We start from the raw sequence: 19,111 nt of genomic DNA, 5'->3' as shown, positions 1-19,111 counted from the left end.
AAATTGTAATATAGATAATTAATTTGTCAATTAATAATTAAAAAGGCTGAAGCTTACCCTAAACTCATTAGTCTACATGACTATATTTTCCATATTATGCTGCTCAAGAAAAAGCCCCTCCATGGAGGGGCTTTTTTAGTTACGTCACGTTAACTATTTGTATTTAAATAAAATTTTATGTCATCCGGTTCTTTTAGTAATTTCAGAAGAAACCAAATCTTGCATCAGAAATCATACGTTACAGACACTCCAATGCGTCTGGGATTTACTGTTGCTAAAACACCCGTAATAGAATTCGGGGGCAAATATCCGGTTGTGTAATCAGACCCGGTCAAGTTTTCTATATATGCAAGCACACGAATCTGTCCTACATCAAAACCAGCACGCAGGTTCAAGTAATCATAGGCCCCTACAAAGTCCGGAGGTGTTGCCCGCGCTTCATTATCCGTAAACACACTGTCACGGTAAATATATTCCAATCGCACGAAAGCTTCAGCATCTTGAAACATAAACCAGTTATATTCTGCAGACGCATTATATGTCCACTCAGGTGCAAGGGGTAGCCGATTGCCTGATGCATCTGCTGTGTTGCCGGTAGAGTCAATGATCGCATCCGGGAAATCACCAAATGTTGAATCCTGGTATCCAATTGCAGCCTTAAACTCAAGCCCCTCAACCGGCCGGATTGCAATATCTGCCTCAAACCCTTTAGAGCTTGCTTCCGCACCATTTTGCGTTACGACGCCACTGTCAAATGTAACCGGATCAAAGAAGAAACTGGAAACCTGAATTTTACTCCAGTCAATATAAAAGGCTGCCAGATTCAAAAGGACTTTGCGATCTGCAAGAACAGCCTTCATACCAACCTCATAGTTCCAGAGGCTTTCACTATCGAACGTTTCCGGAAGCCCAAGGTCAGGGAATGTCACGGTGGCCAAGTTAAATCCACCCGGCTTGGCCCCTTTCGAAACAGTACCGTAGATACTCACTTCATCTGATACTGCATAATTGGCTGTCAGGCGCGGCATAAAGCTATCAAACGACGCTTCGCCTGCTTCGTCTTGTGGGACAGCTGTAAAGGGTGGAAATACAGCATTCCGGAGCGCATAAAAGGTTGAGGCCACTTCATCATGCTGCCAACGCAGACCAGCGCTAACCGTTAACCGATCATCAAGACCTGTCCAGCTCAGTTCGCCGAACAAACCAAAAGACGTTACATCAAAGGTTTCCAAATCATTGATTGGGGTCACAATCGTCCCCTCAGGCACTGTTACACCAAAGAATGTGCTGAAGAAGGTGGGAGAAAAAGGCCTACGATCAAGTGTTTCGTTTTTGTCTTCTGCGTACACACCTCCAAGGAGCCAGTTAAAGCCCGTGTCATTCCCCGTTTGCAACCGCAGCTCTGTGCTCCAGCTGTTCAATTTTATATAGTTTTCATCGTTCCATAGGTCGAGACCAGACTGATCAGCCTCGCCGTTAATCGTTGCATCATGGTCAATAATACCGGTAACAGACACCAGTGTGACATTTTCAAAGTCATACTGAACCCGGGCTGTTGCCATCGTGGTTTCTGCTTTAATATCGCGTCCCCGGTCAGTCTGAATGGTATCATTGTTTTCCGGGAAATATCCTGCATCAAGAGTAAAGATAGGAAACCCAAGAGACGCCAGCGTATCGCCCTGAATGCCCGTTGGTACGGAATTCATGAAGCCTTGCTCATGGTCCTGATGCGAGAGCGCAAGGTCCACTGTCAGCTCTTCACTTGGCTGGAAACGCACGGCACCCCGGACAGCGTAGCTGGTGTAATCATTTGTTGCATCGCTCGGGCCTTCATTCTTCAAAAAGCCTGCGCTGTCCTCCAGAAAACCATTCACTCTCACAAACACAGTGTCTGACACTGGTACATTCACCGCTGCTTTCACCAACTTTGTCTTAAAACTGCTATAGCCGGCGGTTACATACCCACCAAATTCACTGGATGGTTTTTTGGTTGTAATGCTGATGGCGCCGCCAGATGCATTGCGTCCAAACAGCGTTCCTTGCGGGCCGCGCAACACTTCCAGCCGCTCAACGTCAATAAGGCGCTGATCGTAAGTCGCGTTTTCTACAAGGGGCGCCACATTAAATTCATCGACAAAGAAGCCAACAACATTCTGGGCACCACCAATGTTGGAAACACCGCGAACGGACACCTGATTATCAATAAGCGACCCCAAATTCACAGCTGCAATGTTCGGCGTGAGGTCAAAATAATCGCCCAGCTCTGTAATATTCTGCTTTGCAATGGCTGGGCCACCAAAAACAGAAACACTAATCGGCACGTCCTGAAGCGATTGTTCCCGCTTTTGCGCAGTAACCACAATCTCATCAAGCCACATTTCTGGCTTTTCAGTTTCTTCCCCTAACGCCGCTCCACCAGGAAATAGAGCTATTACTACCTGAACACACCCTGCCAGACAGCTAGCATTCAGCAACCGTTTTTTCATCGATCCCAATCCTGACACGACTTCCACTCCCTATATTAGAATATTTATTATTTCGGCCCTGCACAAACTTATCAAACTTGTGCTGTAACATGATTTAAATTTGTTATAAAATAATTAATTTGTCAATAGATAATTAAAATCACTCAAACTCATGGCCAAACAACCCTCCACGCCGTTACTATAAACGGTGAAAAAACCAGTCATAACAATGTGCTGCATGTAAAAAATTTACTGGAACTTACCGCCATCACCTTTGCCCGCAAAGAAGGTCGGGAAAAACAACTGGCATGAACAGGAATGTCCGTTGTTATAGAAAACTAGGCACAATCTCACAGATAGCCGAACAGTTTAACAAACTGAAAAGCTCTAAACGGCACCGCAATAGCGTAGTATAAAGGCTTAATCTGAATGTGCATTGGCGGCTATGCCTTATACCATCGCGTGGTATAATAACGCCTGCCTTCGGTGTGTGGATTGATACCTTGCAGTCATCGGCATTATGACAATGCACGCTAATGCAGCACAGTCACAAAACCGTGGCAATGATATCGTTATTAAAAAGAAAGACGGCAAATTGACAAGTGCTATCACAGCACAAACCAGCAACACTTACCCGAGGCTCATATCAGATATTGAACTGCTCTTTGTATGGTCTAGCATTGTTGATCAGCCCACTAAATATTATCAGTTTATCTGGAATAAATCTGACCGTGCCCCCACAGCTTTAATGCCACACCAATAAATATCAGAGGCAAAAGTCTCTCTTTATTTTTGAGACTTAACAAGAAAGTGGTGGACTTGGACGAAGAAACCTCGAACAAGGTTTTCGAGGTTTTGGGGGATTGGGAACACCAGCTAAAACATGCTGAAATTGACTTTGAAAGGCTGGAACCATGACCCAGCCTTCAACCGCAAAACCAGCCAAGAAACCAGCACCCTTTTCCCTGCGTCTGACCAAGGATGAGAAAGCCAAGCTTGTACGCCGGGCCAAGGGGAAGCCGCTTGGCGCATTTATCAAGGCGCAGTTGTTTGAGGGCAATCGCGCCGCCATCACAAAATCAGATGCCGCCACGGTGCTGGCTATCCTCGGTTCCTCTGATTTGGCGCGCAGCATGGCCTGTATCGCCAAAGCTGCCGAGATTGGTGCGCTACCTGTAACAGAGGAGCTTTCAGAGCAGCTAGAACAAGCGTGTACCGATATTCGCACCATGCGCGCCGCTTTGCTGCGTAAGCTGGGGGTGCGGCCTCAATGATCCTTGTCGGTAATCAGCGCGGCGGGGCATATGACCTTGCCCACCATCTAATGAAAGATGAAAATGAACATGTGGATGTTCATGAACTGCGCGGCTTTGCCTCAGATGATCTCCATGGTGCGTTTCAAGAAGCACATGCAATCAGCAAGGCCACCAAGTGCAAGCAATTCCTGTTCTCCCTTAGCCTCAACCCGCCGCCAGATGTGGAAGTACCCACGCAGGACTTTGAAGCGGCCATTGAGCGCGTGGAAAACAAGCTTGGCCTAGATGGACAGCCCCGCGCCATTGTCTTCCATGAAAAAGAAGGGGCTGACGGTATGATGCGCCGTCATGCCCATGCGGTGTGGTCCCGTATTGATGCGCAAGAGCTAAAGGCAAGGCAGCTTTCCTTTGACAGAAACAAGATGCAGGAAATTTCCCGCGAATTATATCTGGAACATGGCTGGAAGATGCCAGAAGGTCTTTCCAAGTCCAGCCAAGCTGATCCGCGTAATTTTACACTGGAAGAGTGGCAGCAAGCCAAGCGGCAAGATAAAGACCCGCGAGACATCAAGACCGCCCTGCAAGATGCATGGGCGATTTCTGATAATAAGGCCGCATTCACGCATGCTTTGGAAGAACGGGGCTACCGCCTTGCCCGTGGTGATCGGCGCGGCTTTCTGGCTGTGAATACGGATGGCAAGCATTATTCCCTGTCCAGATGGTCGGATGTCAAACCCAAAGACCTGAAAGCCCGCCTTGGTGATGCCAGCAAGCTGCCCGGCCTTGAGGAAACCAAAGCGGTAATCTCTCAAGATATGGGGGATATGCTGGACCGCTTTGATACGGAACTGGCACAGAAAGAACAACTGCGCAAAGAAGCGCTGCAAAAAGAGAAACAAGCGCTTATTGCCAAGCAGAGGGAACAACGCGCCGAGCAAAAACGAATGATGGAAGCCCGGCTGCAAGCTGAGGCCATACGAAGACAAGCACGTTTTCGCAAAGGCACGAAAGGTTTGTGGGATCGGATCAACGGCCAGCACAAACGCATTCGTGAACGCAATGAAATAGAAGCATGGCAAGCTACCCGGCGTGATCAAGCCCGGCGGGATGAATTGATATTCCGGCACATGGAGCAACGCAAACGGCTAGCCCGTAACGCCAAGCAAGACTTGGTGCAGATTAGGCAGCAACAGCGAGTAATCGCGCAAGATCGCAAAGTCACGGCTCAAATCACAGCGGAACACGTTCCGCCACAGCAAACGCGGCGCAGACGCAGCCCGCAAAAAATTGATGCAACCCGCACCATAAGCACTTCATTCAATGAAGCCGCCAATCGTGATGCGCGCCGAGAGGCTTTCATGAAGAAAAGAGAAATGCAAAAGAGTGATCCAGCCCGCCAAAGAAGGGGCAAAAACTCAGGCCCTGAGCGATGAAACTCTCGCTCATAATTCTGAACGAGAGACTTATGCTCCGAAGGTAATGAAAACGGCCTTGCTTTAAATTGTGTTTGGCTTGCCCATATGCATTATTGGGTATTTGTGGGTATATTATTGGGTATTTATTCTAATTTATTGCACTTATGGATATTTTTGGGTAAATATATGGATATGACATTTAATCTTGATACATTAAAAATAACACCGGAAATTGTCTTGTTGATTGCTGAAATCGACGAGTTTAAAGGGGCATGGAGAGCGCTTGGTACACTTGCCCCGGATCGCCTGTCTGCGCTACGCCGCGTTGCCACGATTGAAAGCATTGGTTCCTCAACACGTATTGAAGGAAGCAAGCTTTCCGACAAAGATGTTGAACGGCTGTTGTCCAATCTGGAAATCAAGAAATTTGAAACGCGCGATGAACAAGAGGTCGCTGGGTACGCAGAGGTAATGGAAACGATTTTCGCCCATGCGGATACAATCAATATTACAGAAAACTATATCAAGCAACTTCACCGCGACCTTCTTAAATATAGCGCCAAAGATGAACGGCATCGTGGGGAGTATAAAATCAACCCCAATCATGTTGTTGCATTTGATACGGACGGTAAAGAAATCGGGATCGTTTTTGAAACCGCTACCCCATTTGATACACCTCGGTTAATGACTGAATTAGTCGAGTGGACCCGAACGGCGCTAGAGGAAGGTAGACTGCACCCACTCCTTATCATTGGCATATTCACTGTTACCTTTCTGGAAATTCATCCGTTTCAAGATGGCAACGGTAGATTATCTCGGGTTCTAACAACGCTATTGCTGCTGAAAAGTGGTTATAATTATGTACCTTACAGCTCGCTTGAAAGCGTAGTGGAGCAAAGCAAAGAAGGTTACTATATAGCGCTCCGTAAAACGCAAGGTACGATCCGTAGTGATGCACCAGATTGGCAACCATGGGTGATTTATTTCCTGAGGGCCTTACAACAGCAAAAAAACAGACTTCAGGTTAAGATTGAGCGTGAGCGTATTGTCATTGAAACCCTGCCTGAGCTTTCCATACAAATACTGGAATTGGCAAAGGAACACGGCAAGCTCACTAATAGTCAAATTGTGAAACTAACAGGAGCAAACCGCAACACTGTTAAAAAGCACCTGCAAGCCCTAGTTTTAGCTAACCATTTATCCCAGCATGGAAGCGGAAAAGGCACGTGGTATGGCCGATTAAATGGCTAACACGGCAAGGTAGCGCTGGTGCTATGAAATATATGCAGTCGCCGCTTACTCTCAAGGAAGAAATATGAGTAAAAAACACGGAAAAGAAAAACTGGATGATAGCCTTCCCAAAAACACCAAGCTAGCCACCGATGACATAGAGTTAGCTCGGCAAATGGAAATAGGGAGAGAAATCATGCGCCGTAATCACGAGGTCTTAAAAGCACTCGCGAAAAAGTAGGCTTTATTTCCAAAGCGAATAATGCCCCTCATCAGCTACACCTATACACAATGCTCTGACCATTGATAACAGTTTCCGTGTAATCCACGCCCAGATCGCGTGCAATGGCATCGTAATCAAGATAACAGGCAATGTTCATGGGAATGTCACCAAACAGACCTTCATCAACAAATTGGTAAGCAAGGTCTTTCAGATTATCCACGTCATAGATATCGATATCAAAATCATAGGGGCTATCAGTATCTATATCGAAATCATAGCCGCATTCACCAGCGGCGATAATGATGTTGTATTTCTCATGGTCTTCCCACTCTTCGCATTTTTCAATGAAGGTGCAGATGTTGGACTGATTGATAGATAAGGCTTTAAAAAGCTCAAGGTCCAGTGTTTCACCATCTATGGGCTGAATTTCAAATTCTTCAACGATTTCATAATATTCATTCAAATGATTGGCTGATTTTTTACGGTATTCATCAGCGGAACTGAAATAGAAACCCGCGGCTGAAATATCGAAAGGTGTTGCGTGAAATGTGAATGTCATGATGTTCCTCCTTTGCTTTGAACAAGGAGGGAGCACTGGCTGCATAGGGGGTGGGTGCAACTGCCTTCTCAGTGCATGTGTGGAAGGTGGTTGCTCACAGCCCCGCAGCCATTAAAGTGCCAATCCTCAAAGCAAAGGGGGAATATCTAGATCATCGAGGATGTCTTCTGCAGTTTTAACACTGAGTTTATAGGCTACGGCTTATAATGACATAGAGGTGAGAGAACCAGCTTCGGCCAGAATATCACTCATGGATTTTTGACCCTCACCGCTTTCGAGTGCTTCTGTCACCAGCGTTTGCATATGGGCAATCTTGTCTTTGCGTTCCTGATCGTGACGAATGAGGTCGCGCACATAGTCACTGGCGTTGCTGTAACGGCCTGTTTGAGCCTGACCCTCAACCCAGTTTTTCATTTCATCAGGAAGTGAAACATTCATGGTCGCCATATCATAATCTCCATTTCTCAATATTGATTATTGACATATTTTGGCAAAAATTGTCAATTTTAAGCATAGACACTAGCGCAAGGGTTGGGCAGCCTGCACTCTTTGCACTATGGTGCCTTGAATTCTCTCGACCAAGCAAGCTTGAGTTTGAACATTAATTGGGGAAGAGTGTTTGCCACGCAGAACAAAGTTCTCGCTATTTTCATTAATTTTAGCGTAAAAATACTAAACAACAATAGTTTAAAATGATTTTAATCAAGGTTCAACAGTGAGCAAAAAGGTCCATTTCAAAGTCTCAGCACGAACAGCTCGGCTGATAGGCCGGGAAAACGTTAGTAGTGCCGAAAGCGCCCTAATTGAACTTGTGAAGAATGCCTATGATGCCGACGCACAGAATTGTATAATTTATTTCGACAACAAAGGACAACTCCATATAATGGATGATGGTCATGGAATGTCCGATACAATTATCGAAGATTATTGGATGACCATTGGCACCAATAACAAAGAGAGAGACTATATATCCTCAAAGCTAGGACGCATAAAATCAGGTGAAAAAGGTATTGGCCGCTTTGCCCTAGACCGATTGGGCCAAACCTGCTCAATGCTTACAAAACCTATAAAGTCAGAAGTGGGCTTTATTTGGGTGGCTGACTGGAAAGATTTCGAAAGTGACGAGTTTGATACAGTCGAGCAGATTGAGGCTGACCTTGATACTGTTAAACTGCAATTATCTAATACCGCAAATGAAATTTTTTCTGCCACAAAAACTCCCGCAATAAAAAGTATAAAACAGTTCCCCTTTAATTCAGGCACTTTTATTAGCGTAGAAGATTTGAGAGACTCTTGGCAATCAAATGAATTAGAGCGGTTATACAAGTCTTTAAGCACCCTAATACCGCCAAAAGAACAAACAACTTTCGACATTTATCTTTTTTCAGAACAATACCCAAAACGTTTTGGCAAAATAGAAACCAGTCCTTGTGATGACTACGACTACAAAGTAATCGCAGAGGTATCACAAGACAATAAAGCTCTTATCACAATTACTAGAAATGAATTTGATCTAAAGCGCATTGATCCAGACCTATTTAAACGTGGGGGAATGAAGGAGTTTCCCTTCGATATGCAAACGTTTTCTAATAAAACCTTCAAGTATGAGAAAACCTTATCACAACTCATGCCCGGTTTTGAACGCGAAGCCGCAGAAAGCGCAGTGGAAAATATAGGCGGTTTTACTTTTACTTTTTACTTTATGAAGAAACACCTTGGCTCTGAAGAGAAAGAAAAATTCTTTCACAAGGATATAAATGCCAAACTCAGAAATGATTGGCTTCAAGAACATGTAGGGATAAAGATATTTCGGGATAACTTCAGAGTTCGGCCATATGGCGAACCCAATAGTTCTTCAATGGACTGGTTAGGTCTAGGGCCGAGGTATGGTTCAAACCCCGCGGGTGTGGCAAGAAAAGGTCAGTATAAAACTCGTGAACACAACCTTTCAGGCATTGTAGATATTTCGCGGGTTAACAATCCATTTTTAAAAGACCTTTCTAGTCGCACAGGTATCCATGAAAATAGTGCATTCGACTTATTTAAACAGCTGTTAATTAGTATTGTGAATGAATTCGAGTACGATAGAAGTTATATAGCTTATGAAATGGATGCCTTGCATAAGGCAAAAAGTCCAAAAGAAGAAAGAGCCAAGCGCGCTGAAGAAATTGCCAAAAGAACAAAAAAAAACCAGAAACGCACTGAAACTGAAGAAGAAGATACAACAGAAGATATAGAAGTTTTAATCCAACACGCAGAAGACCTTAAAGAAGAACGTGACGAGCTTTTAAATGAACAAAAAATACTTCGGGTGCTAGCTAGCAGCGGGTCAATGCTTGCTACGTTTGGTCACGAAGTCCATGCGATGCAAAATATTATAAATGATAGAGCCGCGACACTGAAAAGCCTTATTGAACCGTATTTAGATGAAGCCACAGCGATTGACATTCCAAGTGCCTTCAACCCTTACTCATACATTGACCAAACAGCAGAGACTGATGAGAAACTTCTGCATTGGATGAAATTTGCACTATCCGGCATTAGAAAAGACAAACGAAATAGACGAAAAATTGGTCTGAAAAAGTACTTTTCCGACTTTGAAAGTCTGTGGAAACTATTTCTTGAAGATAGAAAAATAGAGATAAAGATCAATCCTGTTGAGGATGATGTAAAGTTTCGAGGTTTTGAGGCAGAACTTGATGCGTTGTTTAACAACTTAATTATTAACTCAGTTGAGGTTTTCAGTAAAAAAATTAAATTTGATGAAAGAAGAATTTCATTTTCAGTAGCTCGTAAAGATCAAGAAATTCATATTTCTTACAGAGATACTGGTACGGGCCTATCTCCAGACATTGACGACCCAAGCAAGATTTTTAATCTCTACTTTTCTACAAAACGCAACCCAAATACTGGCCAAACCATAGGAACCGGTATTGGAATGTACTTGGTTAAGTCTATTGTTGATGATTACGAAGGCTCCATGAGTTTTGGGAAAGCTCAAAATGGCTTTTCATTAAACATTACACTTCCAGCAGCATGAGAAACAAAATGGCTCCATACAAGATTTTGTATATAGATGAGGAAAAAATCTGGAGAGATAACTTCACCCGCTACACTTATGACGCTTTTGAAGTTGAAACCATTGCTCCGTTTGAAGATCAAGATGAACTATTACATTACATCCGTTACTCATCCGCTGAGGCTGTGATCTTGGATCATCTATTGTCAGAGAAAATGCCAGAAATAAATTATGATGGTGTTGATATTGTTAAAAAACTGAAACAATACAATGAACGATTTCCACTTTTTGTCCTTACTTCTCATGATGTCAAAGCAATGGAGCAAGCCGAAGATGTCAATTATGTTTATCCAAAAAATGTGATTTCACAAAAAGAGAAACAAGTTGATGGCAAAGGCGAGTTTAATGAGAGAATCCGATTACAAATCGAGCACTATCAAAAAGCGTGTGAAGCTTCAGAAAACGAGTTTATGGCCTTAATCCAAAAAGCAGATACAGGTCCATTAAACGCATTAGAAGAAGAGCGCCTAATCGAGCTTGATACATTTTTAAGCCAACAAGTTGGCCATGACCTTGATATACCTGAACACCTAAAAAAAACATCCAATGCTGAATTAACCCAAAAACTAATAAACATTTCCGAAGAACTAATTTCAAAAATAACGGCTCAAAAGATAGACAATGCTTAGGCGTAGCATACCAACCAGAACACATACTGATCAATCAGGCAATTATCGCGCTTACCGTGATCCACTGAAGGCTGACTTTAGTAATCGTTGCGGATATTGTGATATTCATGATGAAGTTTTGGGTGTTCCCTTCCATATTGACCACTTCGCTCCACTGGAACGCTTCGGAGAGCTAGAGACTGACTATTCGAATCTAGTATATGCTTGCCCAAGTTGTAATCGTGCAAAATGGAATCATTGGCCAATGAGTACCGCCCGGCCATCGCATGACAATCAACGAGGCTTTATTGATCCTTGCGAAAGTGAATATGATGACCATTTGGAGCGGCGCACTGATGGTAGTATTGCGGGTAAAACCCCTTTAGGTGCCTATATATCCAAGAGACTCAAATTGCAGTTAAGGAAACACCGTTTTCTATGGCTCCTAGACCGCGTGATGGAACAATGTGAGAAAGTGGAAGTTGTTTTACAATCCGTTGACGAGGATGATCCGGATATAGAAGAACTCAAAAAGCAGCATTATGAATTATTAAGACATTATCAGGCTTACCATAAAATTATCAGGACTAAAGTATGACGGCAAAAGATCATGGGGTCTATTATACCCCACCCTTACTTGCCAAGTTTTTAGCGGAACATGCTTTAGCTGCTTCGATGAAGGGTAAACCCCTATCAATTTTAGAGCCTAGTTGTGGTGATGGCGTATTTATTGAAGCCATCATGAGCTGTTTTCTTAAACACAAAAATAATGGTCACATAATTGACTGTGTAGAGCTAGATGAAACTGCATTGACGTTGGCACAAAAACGTTCGTCTCATAAAGTTATGCGCTGTAATTATATTAACGCAGATTTTTTTGATTTTTCTTTAGAAAATACAAAAAAATATGACTTAGTTATTGGAAACCCGCCGTATGTCGTTAAAAAACGACTCTCCCTAGAGACCACGGACAAATGCAAAGAAGTATACAATGCAGCAGGATTGAATAGTCGATGCTTTAGAAACCTGTGGGGTGGATTTTTAGTACAATCGGCCTCTTTCCTTTCGGAAAACGGCATATTAGCTTTTGTGCTACCCGCTGAATTACTGCAGGTAAAGTACTCAGAAGAGTTAAGAAGCTTTCTGCTGAAATGTTTTGATCGTGTGGAGATAATAGCCTTCGAGGATATTATTTTTGAGGACATTGAACAAGACACGATTCTGCTAATCGCTCACAAAAAACACTCTAATAAGGGTCTCTTTTCAACCAGTCGAAAGAACATTTCTAAATTACTAGAAAATAAGCCAAAATTTAAAAGAAGACCTATAAGTACGCACACTTTCAAATGGACTAGTCACATTCTAACACAAGAAGAACTTAAGCTTCTTGTGGACTTAGAAAAACAATTTAAACCAGTGTCCAGCTATTGTACTGCAGTCGCAGGTATAGTTACCGCCGCAAATAATTTTTTTATCGTAAATGATGAAACCCTTAATGAATACGATTTGGAAGAGTTTGCGCAGCCTATCATACAGAAAGGAATGTACGTAAATGGCAGTGCATCCTTTACCCCCGAAGCATTTAAAAAAATCAAAAAAAGTGGAAAAGCTTGCCATTTATTAGATTTCAGCAAGGTTAAAAAAAATAATTTCTCGGCTCAGACGCGGCGATATTTGGAGCTTGGTGAAAAACTGGAAATTGATCAAAGATACAAATGTCGAAAAAGATCACCTTGGTACAATGTTCCTGGAATATGGTCTTCAGAAGGACTCTTCTTTAAGAGAAGTCATCTTTACCCTAAGCTCTTAGAAAACACCTCTGATGCAGTAGCTACTGATTCAGCTTATCGCATTACAATGCTGGACGACTATGACATCCAAAGCCTTGTCCACTCCTTTTATAATTCTCTAACTCTTTCTTTGGCAGAATTAAGAGGTAGGTTTTACGGTGGCGGTGTGCTCGAGCTAACTCCAAATGAGTTTAAATCGATTCCGGTTCCCTACACTAAAATTAGCAAATCGGATTTTATAGAGTTTGCTGGTCACTTTGACAATAAAGGGTCGATTGATGAGATACTTCTCAAATCAGATCGTAAAATTCTGATTGAAACATTTCACTTAAATGATGAAGTGGTAGATAAATTACAAATCATAAGACAGAAGCTTACACAACGGCGTTTAGGCTAACCTTGCCTCCAGCATATCAAAGCCGGAGGGGATGCAACGGGGAACCGGGAACGGGTTCCCCTTGCCGAGCAAATGCGCAGCATTTGGGAGCACAAGATGCGTGGGTACTACCCCACGCACATCTTGCATTAGTTTTTAAATTTGAAATTATTGTGAAAATCTTTGGGTTAATTGAATTGGTATGACCCTATATTGCGTCTTTTATATTGCCCTTGACCTTGTAATTTTAAGCTTAATCTTATTCAAAAATTAACGATATTCGTAATATAATGATGCCATGAAAATGAGGGTTCATGGCTGGTGACGACTATTATTCAGGTGAGAAGGTAACTGCCCGCGCTGCTGAAAAGCGGCAGGTTGATTTTGATGATCTTCAACATGAACTGGCTGGCCGTGATAATGGCAAAATTTCCCGCTTTGTTACTGACGAAGAACGCAAACGGCGCAGCGGCAAAACCGCTTCTGACAAAGTGTTTCAGACTATGCTTGATGCCATGCTTGCCGATCCCGCATATGCAGCCGCCTATCAAGACACCATGAACGCAATAAACGATGCCGATAGCGCTGTTTATGATGCGATGGTTGAATCAGCCGATAAACTGCACGATGCCAGTGACGCTTTAGAAGATGCCAGAGAGCGCGGTGCCAGCCCTGAGGAAATCGCTCGGCTTCAAAAGGAATATGAAGATGCCAAAGAACGGCATCGCCGTATGCAGGAATATGAAGCCGAGCTTGCGGCGATCAGAGCGCGCATGGAAAACGAGAACGATCCACCTTCGCCGGAAGAACTAGAAGCCCTCAAAAAACGTGCTATCGATATTCAAGAGGGTGTTCAACCGGACCTTACATCAAATAACGAGTTAAAAGTTTCAAAGCCTCAAGATACCTCTGTACCCGATTTACCGTTGGGTTCCCCATAATGAGGGTCATTCAATCTTGGTATATTTACCGCATGCGCGTTCTGTCAGTGCTACCAGTATAACCACGGGCTGATGATCAGGATATTTCTTCATACTTTCCAGTATCAGCCAATTTCGTTCCCCAAATTTTTCACCAAAATACCAGTCATTCACGCATTGACCGATCTCTGCCTTCTTAAAGGCTGCAATATAGACAAGTGTACCAATAGAACCATTGAGCCAGTATTGCTGTTGCTCTGGCGGCATTTCGAGAAATTGCTTTCCCCGAAAGCCCTCGGCCAAAACATTCTGTGGATTAAAAGTGGTAAATGCCAGTGCGATACTGGCTGAAACCGCCAGTTTCTTTAGAGTCATAAGGGAACCCTTATGTAACCTTATACAACAACTTATTATGGAAATGAAATACGAACCGCACACCCGCAGAAATCAGGCATTTATATACCGGAAAGGACATCGCCATGACCTCCCTTCAAAAGGGTTCCCTTTTGGCAAGCAAGGAGTGCGGCCATGAGCAAGAAAAATGTGCCTTCCAAACGAAGCCGCAAGATCGGCTACGCGCGGGTTTCCACGGACAAGCAAACGCTCTATCAGTATCTTGATGCGCTGGAAGATGCCGGGTGTGATAAAGTCTTCACCGATGATGCAACCTCAGCCGTTGCTGCAGATAGACCCGGACTTCAAGACGCACGTCAAGCCCTGCGGCCCGGTGATGTATTTGTGGTGCTGTCCATAGACCGGGCGTTTCGTTCCGCTATCGAAGGGTTGCTGTTTCTCGATGTCCTACACAGGGAAGGCATTACCTTTTATTCCATCTATCAGCAGATGGACACGCGGACCCCGGAAGGGCGTAAGCGTTTTACCTATGATGTAGCGGATGCTGAATATGAACGTGCGGTTATCTCCCGCCGAACACGAGACAAGATGGCCGCAGCCAAGCGCCGGGGCTTGCATATGGGCAGGCCCTACAAGATCAGCCGCCGCAAAGCCGTAAATGCATGGCGCTTGCTTTCATCTGGTATGGATATTGGCCTTATCGCCCATAAATACCGCGTTGCTCCGGTGACACTGGGGCGAGCATTCAAGAGATACGGCATGGAAGGTGAAGTATGACCCGCTGGACCCCGGACGAGCCAATTAATCAGCATATTTGCCAGCGTGTGCGAGAGCGGCGATTAGACCTTGGAATCAGCCTTAAAACACTAGCCGGTGTTTTAGATGTAAGCTGGCAACAAATGCAGAAATATGACCGAGGCAAAAGCATTATAAGCGCGACGAAGCTGCATACGCTCGCTCATGAACTCGGCGTGCCCGTGGCGTGGTTTTATGAGGGGTTGTAGGGTGGGAGTTCGAGAGCGCCTGCCGCTTCAAGCATTTCTATGATTTCTTGATGACCTTTTTCTCTTGCCAGCCCAAGCGCAGTAGCTTTAATTTCCTCATATTCCCATACATCATCTGTACGCACATTCCGTTTCATTAGGGCTCTCACAACGTATTTCTGATTAGCATTGGCTGCAAACATCAGAGTGGTCAGGCCAATACTATTTTTACAATTGATCTCAACATCACTTTTAATCAGTTTCAGCGCCACGACTTCATGATCATAGGAACAGGCAAACATCAGGGCGGTCATGCCAACTTTATTCTTTGCCTCAAGGTTGGCTTGCGCCTCAATCAACTTCATGGCCGCAGCTTCTTGACCCTTGGCGCAAGCAATCATCAATGCCGTCCAGCCCTCATTATCCTGTGCCTTAAGATTAGCTTTCTCTTCAATCAACTGCAGTGCCACTATTTCCTGATCATAGTGGCAGGCAATCATAAGCGCCGTCGAGCCGGTATCACTCTGTGCTTCAAGGTTGGCTTTTTCTGCAATCAAACGTAAGGCCACTGCTTTTAAGCCATAGCGACAGGCAAGCATCAACGCTGTCAACTTCCCTTCGTTTTGTATGGATAGATTGGCTTTTGCATTGATCAACTTAAGTGCCACAGCTTCCTGACCATGAAAGCAAGCAACCATTAAAGCTGTCCATCTACCTTCGTTTTGCAAATTAAGCTTGGCGTTTGCATCTATTAATCTTTGCACAATGTTCTCGTGCCCATAGCAGCAAGCAAACATCAATGCCGTCCAACCTTTCTTGCCTTGGATATTTAAATTAGCTTTGGCTCCGATTAACTGGAATGCCAAAGCCTCCCGCCCATAATTGCAGGCAAATATCAGTGCTGTATTTTTATCTTTGTTCTGCACATTAAGATTGGCTTTTGCAGTTATTAGCCTGCAAGCCAAGCTCTCTAAGCCGTTGATGCTGGCGAGCATTAACGCTGTTACCTTTTCTCTATTTTGTATATTGAGGCCTACTTTTTTACTAACTAGTTTGACCCCCAAACTCTCTTGACTACTACCGCAGGCCATCATGAGCGCAGTCCAGCCATCTCTATTAACAGCGTCAAGATAGGCCTCACGATCAATCAAATAATCCGCTACGGTTGAGTTTGTAGCTAAAATAGCCAACATAAGGACGGTATAATTCTGATCCCCTTCTTGATCCCATATTTTCAGTAAGTTCTTCAGTTCTTTCGGTAGCTCAGAGCTTTCATTTTTTTTGACACCAAAATACCGGATTGCCTGCCAAACATGCCTTGCTGTCATATGATCTTTGGGCGGAATATATAGATCATCAGCGACAATTTTGCTGAAGAATTGATTGGCCCTATTCTTCAACTTTCTTCTCTTCCAAAATCTCCGCCAACTCAAAACAGGCGCTGGCTACAGCCCACCTGAAAGGGCTGTTTTCTGGAAACCGTTCAGGTGTTAGGAAAGTCTCAATAGCGTCCCAATGTTGTTGAGTTTCCATGAGCGATTGATCATCATTCGTTAGGTTGCGAGCCAGCCGTGTCATAAAAGCGACAAACTGCACGGCACTTTGCTCGGCAACGGACCTTTCTCCTTCAACGATGAGAGCCAAAAGTACCCTATCAAAGTCCCACAGGTTGCTTTTAATTTCCTGCAAAAGAAGCAAGAAGTGGCTCTCACCAAGAATATCAGGCTCAAAGGCTTTCAGATGTGTTTCCGTCTCACCCGAGACCACCCCGGCGCATAGAGCCTTGAAGTCCATTAAATCTTGCATAATCTGTTTTTTAGCATCTTCAAAACCATCGGGAATACAGTCAACTAACACCCGATAGTCTGCTCCTCGGCGTGCTGTAGCAGCAGCAATAAAGCATGCTGCCCACGCACCTTTCCGATAGGATAAATTCACATATTCTCTCTGATCCATACGCCAAGTGATCCGATGGCGATGCTGCAAAAATCCGGCGATCAACTCTCGACGATCTCCAGACACAAAGGATAGATTATTGAGAATCGCATCGCCCACAAGAGCTGCAAAAAGGGGCTGGCGAGCACCAATGGTATCCTTCAAGTAAGCAACACCTTTTTGAATCTCAACATGATCTGGTGGATACTTACAAACCCCAGAAATGATATCTGCTAAAAATTGGTCCCCTTGTTTATTTTCTGTGACTAAAAGCTTCAGAGGTTCGTCTTTGAAAAAGTAATTTTCCTCCACAATACCGGAATCTGCTAATTGAGTACCTCCGTAATCAAAACGAGGACCTTTTAAAAGGTCCTCCATATGATCTGGTGTTGCATGATCAAGTAATAACAATCGTACAGGATGAACAAAATCACCATCTCTTGCACAAGATAAAATGGCCGCGATTAGGTCCTCATAGCCATAAATATAGTCAATGGTTATAAGCGTTGGCTGATCAATATTGGTAAGGTCTGGTTGACGATATTGATCAACATTTATCACCCGCCACTTATCCAGAACCCCGCTGTTACCCCAGTGGACCATAAGGCGCGTTTTACCAGCCCCAGACGGACCAACAATAGCCCACATTTGAAAATTCTTTTGAGTTTCAATGGATATAAAGTCCGTCAGCGCAGACATCTCTTTCTCACGCCCTACAAAGGGAATGAACGTATCGTTATTTGCGCGTAGCCAATGCTTTTCTTCGTTAACCGTCTCGAACGGATTGACCTTTTTCCCGTATTTCTTGATGTAGGCATTCAATACCCATTCGTTGTCTTTTATTCGACCATATTTAACGCTGGTAAAATAATATTTTAGCCATGCTTTCTTTGCTGAATTGATAGACTTAGAGATTCGCTTGCGTTCACTCAGGGTTAAGTTATCGTTTCGGAGCATTTTGAGACCTTCTCTGAGCTCAATAATTGCGTCTTGAGAATAATCGCTCCCATTTCCGACAAAATTTGCAATCTCATTCAGTTGATCAAAAGCTTGTACCCTATTATCGTTGTAAAGTTCCTTGATGATTGATTTTACATGCTCAACCAAGTTTCCAGCTTTGGATAGCTTCGGATTTTCATCCAAATTGTGTGCTTGCTCACCATCCGATTTATTGTGATCTTTGGCCAATATTACCCCCTAAAATTCAGGGACAATTCTTGCCATAACTTTTAGAAATATCAACTTTTAGTATAGGAAAAGTGTGTTTAGGGTGCGGGTTGGAAGCGATCCATCCCGGGTAGGCCAACCAGCTCACGCATGGTCTCTTCTCCCGTATACCTGTTCCGCTCAATTGCTACTACGCCTCGTTTTGGCTGATCACCGCGCCGCCAATATTCTTCACGCACTACAATACCATTAGGTGCCGTCCATGTAACTGCTGGGCCCCGGGGACGACCAACATGGCCATCTTCATGCCAAATAGAGAGGGTGTCTTCACTACTTTCATCAATAATCGATGGCAGATCGTTCGCCCTGCCGTGCAAACCTTTATCGTACCATTCACGCCTGAAAACCTTTCTGGTGTCAGGGTGTCGATAAAGAACAGCAGGCTGGTCATTTATACTGTGTCTAACTCTATGTTTCCAGCGTGATTCAATGAGGCATGGCCCTACAATATCGTGTGTGCCCTCTAATTCAGAAACGCGTAATTCACCGGGTAACTCAAAACTCGAACTCATTCATGATAGTATCATTTGAGCAAACTTACCTGCAATGTTACTATGTAATGCATTCATATAGTTTTGTAATTCGGGCTGATAAAATTTGCAGAATCACCGAATTTCACCTGTTTTCACCTAAACCTTCACCTCGATAACCGCCTGTGTTTGTGGGATTATTTTCCTGTCAGCGGGTAATG

General features: G+C 43.9%; 19 protein-coding genes. 12 read left to right on the top strand and 7 right to left on the bottom strand.

Annotated elements, in window-relative coordinates:
- Positions 1-224: 224 nt before the first annotated feature.
- The gene (locus tag ICL80_RS06485) at positions 225-2,486 is read right to left on the bottom strand and encodes a TonB-dependent receptor (RefSeq protein ID WP_194215280.1); all 2,262 of its coding nucleotides are present in this window, start codon (positions 2,484-2,486) and stop codon (positions 225-227) included.
- Positions 2,487-2,985: 499 nt separating this feature from the next.
- Between ICL80_RS06485 and ICL80_RS06480 the strand changes: the two genes are divergently transcribed.
- The 5 genes from ICL80_RS06480 to ICL80_RS06460 all read left to right on the top strand — a co-directional run bounded on the left by ICL80_RS06480 (position 2,986) and on the right by ICL80_RS06460 (position 6,607).
- A complete protein-coding gene (locus ICL80_RS06480; RefSeq protein WP_194215279.1) occupies positions 2,986-3,228 on the top strand; it encodes a hypothetical protein in 243 nt (80 codons plus the stop codon).
- A 151-nt stretch (positions 3,229-3,379) separates the two neighbouring features.
- Positions 3,380-3,739, top strand: a complete 360-nt coding sequence (locus ICL80_RS06475; protein WP_194215278.1) for a hypothetical protein — start codon at positions 3,380-3,382, stop codon at positions 3,737-3,739.
- The gene (locus tag ICL80_RS06470) at positions 3,736-5,154 is read left to right on the top strand and encodes a relaxase/mobilization nuclease domain-containing protein (RefSeq protein WP_194215277.1); all 1,419 of its coding nucleotides are present in this window, start codon (positions 3,736-3,738) and stop codon (positions 5,152-5,154) included. The genes ICL80_RS06475 and ICL80_RS06470 overlap by 4 nt, the downstream gene beginning before the upstream one ends.
- Positions 5,155-5,328: 174 nt before the next feature.
- Positions 5,329-6,387, top strand: a complete 1,059-nt coding sequence (locus ICL80_RS06465) for a Fic family protein (protein ID WP_194215784.1) — start codon at positions 5,329-5,331, stop codon at positions 6,385-6,387.
- A gap of 64 nt (positions 6,388-6,451) precedes the next feature.
- Entirely contained in the window at positions 6,452-6,607 is a 156-nt protein-coding gene (locus ICL80_RS06460; RefSeq protein WP_194215276.1) for a hypothetical protein, read from the top strand.
- 31 nt (positions 6,608-6,638) lie between these two features.
- Here ICL80_RS06460 and ICL80_RS06455 read toward each other — a convergent pair whose 3' ends face one another.
- Together ICL80_RS06455 and ICL80_RS06450 are read right to left on the bottom strand one after the other, a co-directional pair.
- Complete coding sequence (locus ICL80_RS06455; protein ID WP_194215275.1) at positions 6,639-7,148, bottom strand: antirestriction protein ArdA; 510 nt, start codon at positions 7,146-7,148, stop codon at positions 6,639-6,641.
- A 201-nt stretch (positions 7,149-7,349) separates the two neighbouring features.
- Positions 7,350-7,595: a type II toxin-antitoxin system ParD family antitoxin gene (locus tag ICL80_RS06450; protein ID WP_194215274.1), complete on the bottom strand. Its 246-nt coding sequence runs from the start codon at positions 7,593-7,595 to the stop codon at positions 7,350-7,352.
- A 268-nt stretch (positions 7,596-7,863) separates the two neighbouring features.
- Between ICL80_RS06450 and ICL80_RS06445 the strand changes: the two genes are divergently transcribed.
- The 5 genes from ICL80_RS06445 to ICL80_RS06425 all read left to right on the top strand — a co-directional run bounded on the left by ICL80_RS06445 (position 7,864) and on the right by ICL80_RS06425 (position 13,942).
- The gene (locus ICL80_RS06445; RefSeq protein ID WP_194215273.1) at positions 7,864-10,188 is read left to right on the top strand and encodes a sensor histidine kinase; all 2,325 of its coding nucleotides are present in this window, start codon (positions 7,864-7,866) and stop codon (positions 10,186-10,188) included.
- A gap of 8 nt (positions 10,189-10,196) precedes the next feature.
- Positions 10,197-10,856 (top strand): DNA-binding transcriptional response regulator, encoded by a 660-nt coding sequence (locus ICL80_RS06440; protein WP_194215272.1) that lies wholly within the window; start codon positions 10,197-10,199, stop codon positions 10,854-10,856.
- Positions 10,849-11,433 (top strand): HNH endonuclease signature motif containing protein, encoded by a 585-nt coding sequence (locus ICL80_RS06435; RefSeq protein WP_194215271.1) that lies wholly within the window; start codon positions 10,849-10,851, stop codon positions 11,431-11,433. The genes ICL80_RS06440 and ICL80_RS06435 overlap by 8 nt, the downstream gene beginning before the upstream one ends.
- Positions 11,430-13,022, top strand: a complete 1,593-nt coding sequence (locus tag ICL80_RS06430; protein WP_194215270.1) for an Eco57I restriction-modification methylase domain-containing protein — start codon at positions 11,430-11,432, stop codon at positions 13,020-13,022. Before ICL80_RS06435 ends, ICL80_RS06430 begins: the two co-directional genes overlap by 4 nt.
- A 293-nt stretch (positions 13,023-13,315) precedes the next feature.
- Positions 13,316-13,942 carry a hypothetical protein gene (locus ICL80_RS06425; protein ID WP_194215269.1) on the top strand — a complete coding sequence of 209 codons (627 nt, stop codon included), beginning with the start codon at positions 13,316-13,318 and terminating at the stop codon, positions 13,940-13,942.
- Between the two features lie 6 nt (positions 13,943-13,948).
- Here ICL80_RS06425 and ICL80_RS06420 read toward each other — a convergent pair whose 3' ends face one another.
- Positions 13,949-14,296, bottom strand: a complete 348-nt coding sequence (locus ICL80_RS06420; protein ID WP_194215268.1) for a hypothetical protein — start codon at positions 14,294-14,296, stop codon at positions 13,949-13,951.
- Between the two features lie 153 nt (positions 14,297-14,449).
- Between ICL80_RS06420 and ICL80_RS06415 the strand changes: the two genes are divergently transcribed.
- Together ICL80_RS06415 and ICL80_RS06410 are read left to right on the top strand one after the other, a co-directional pair.
- Complete coding sequence (locus ICL80_RS06415) at positions 14,450-15,052, top strand: recombinase family protein (protein WP_194215267.1); 603 nt, start codon at positions 14,450-14,452, stop codon at positions 15,050-15,052.
- Complete coding sequence (locus ICL80_RS06410) at positions 15,049-15,279, top strand: helix-turn-helix domain-containing protein (RefSeq protein WP_194215266.1); 231 nt, start codon at positions 15,049-15,051, stop codon at positions 15,277-15,279. The genes ICL80_RS06415 and ICL80_RS06410 overlap by 4 nt, the downstream gene beginning before the upstream one ends.
- Here the strand turns inward: ICL80_RS06410 and ICL80_RS06405 are convergent.
- The 3 genes from ICL80_RS06405 to ICL80_RS06395 all read right to left on the bottom strand — a co-directional run bounded on the left by ICL80_RS06405 (position 15,264) and on the right by ICL80_RS06395 (position 18,932).
- Complete coding sequence (locus ICL80_RS06405) at positions 15,264-16,658, bottom strand: ankyrin repeat domain-containing protein (RefSeq protein ID WP_194215265.1); 1,395 nt, start codon at positions 16,656-16,658, stop codon at positions 15,264-15,266. The genes ICL80_RS06410 and ICL80_RS06405 overlap by 16 nt on opposite strands.
- Entirely contained in the window at positions 16,648-18,381 is a 1,734-nt protein-coding gene (locus tag ICL80_RS06400) for an ATP-binding protein (protein WP_194215264.1), read from the bottom strand. Before ICL80_RS06400 ends, ICL80_RS06405 begins: the two co-directional genes overlap by 11 nt.
- A gap of 77 nt (positions 18,382-18,458) precedes the next feature.
- Positions 18,459-18,932 (bottom strand): hypothetical protein, encoded by a 474-nt coding sequence (locus ICL80_RS06395; RefSeq protein WP_194215263.1) that lies wholly within the window; start codon positions 18,930-18,932, stop codon positions 18,459-18,461.
- Positions 18,933-19,111 lie beyond the last annotated feature (179 nt).

The sequence above is a fragment of the Kordiimonas pumila genome (assembly GCF_015240255.1).
Classification (GTDB): Bacteria; Pseudomonadota; Alphaproteobacteria; order Sphingomonadales; family Kordiimonadaceae; genus Kordiimonas; species Kordiimonas pumila.
This window is presented reverse-complemented; position numbering and strand designations above follow the sequence as displayed.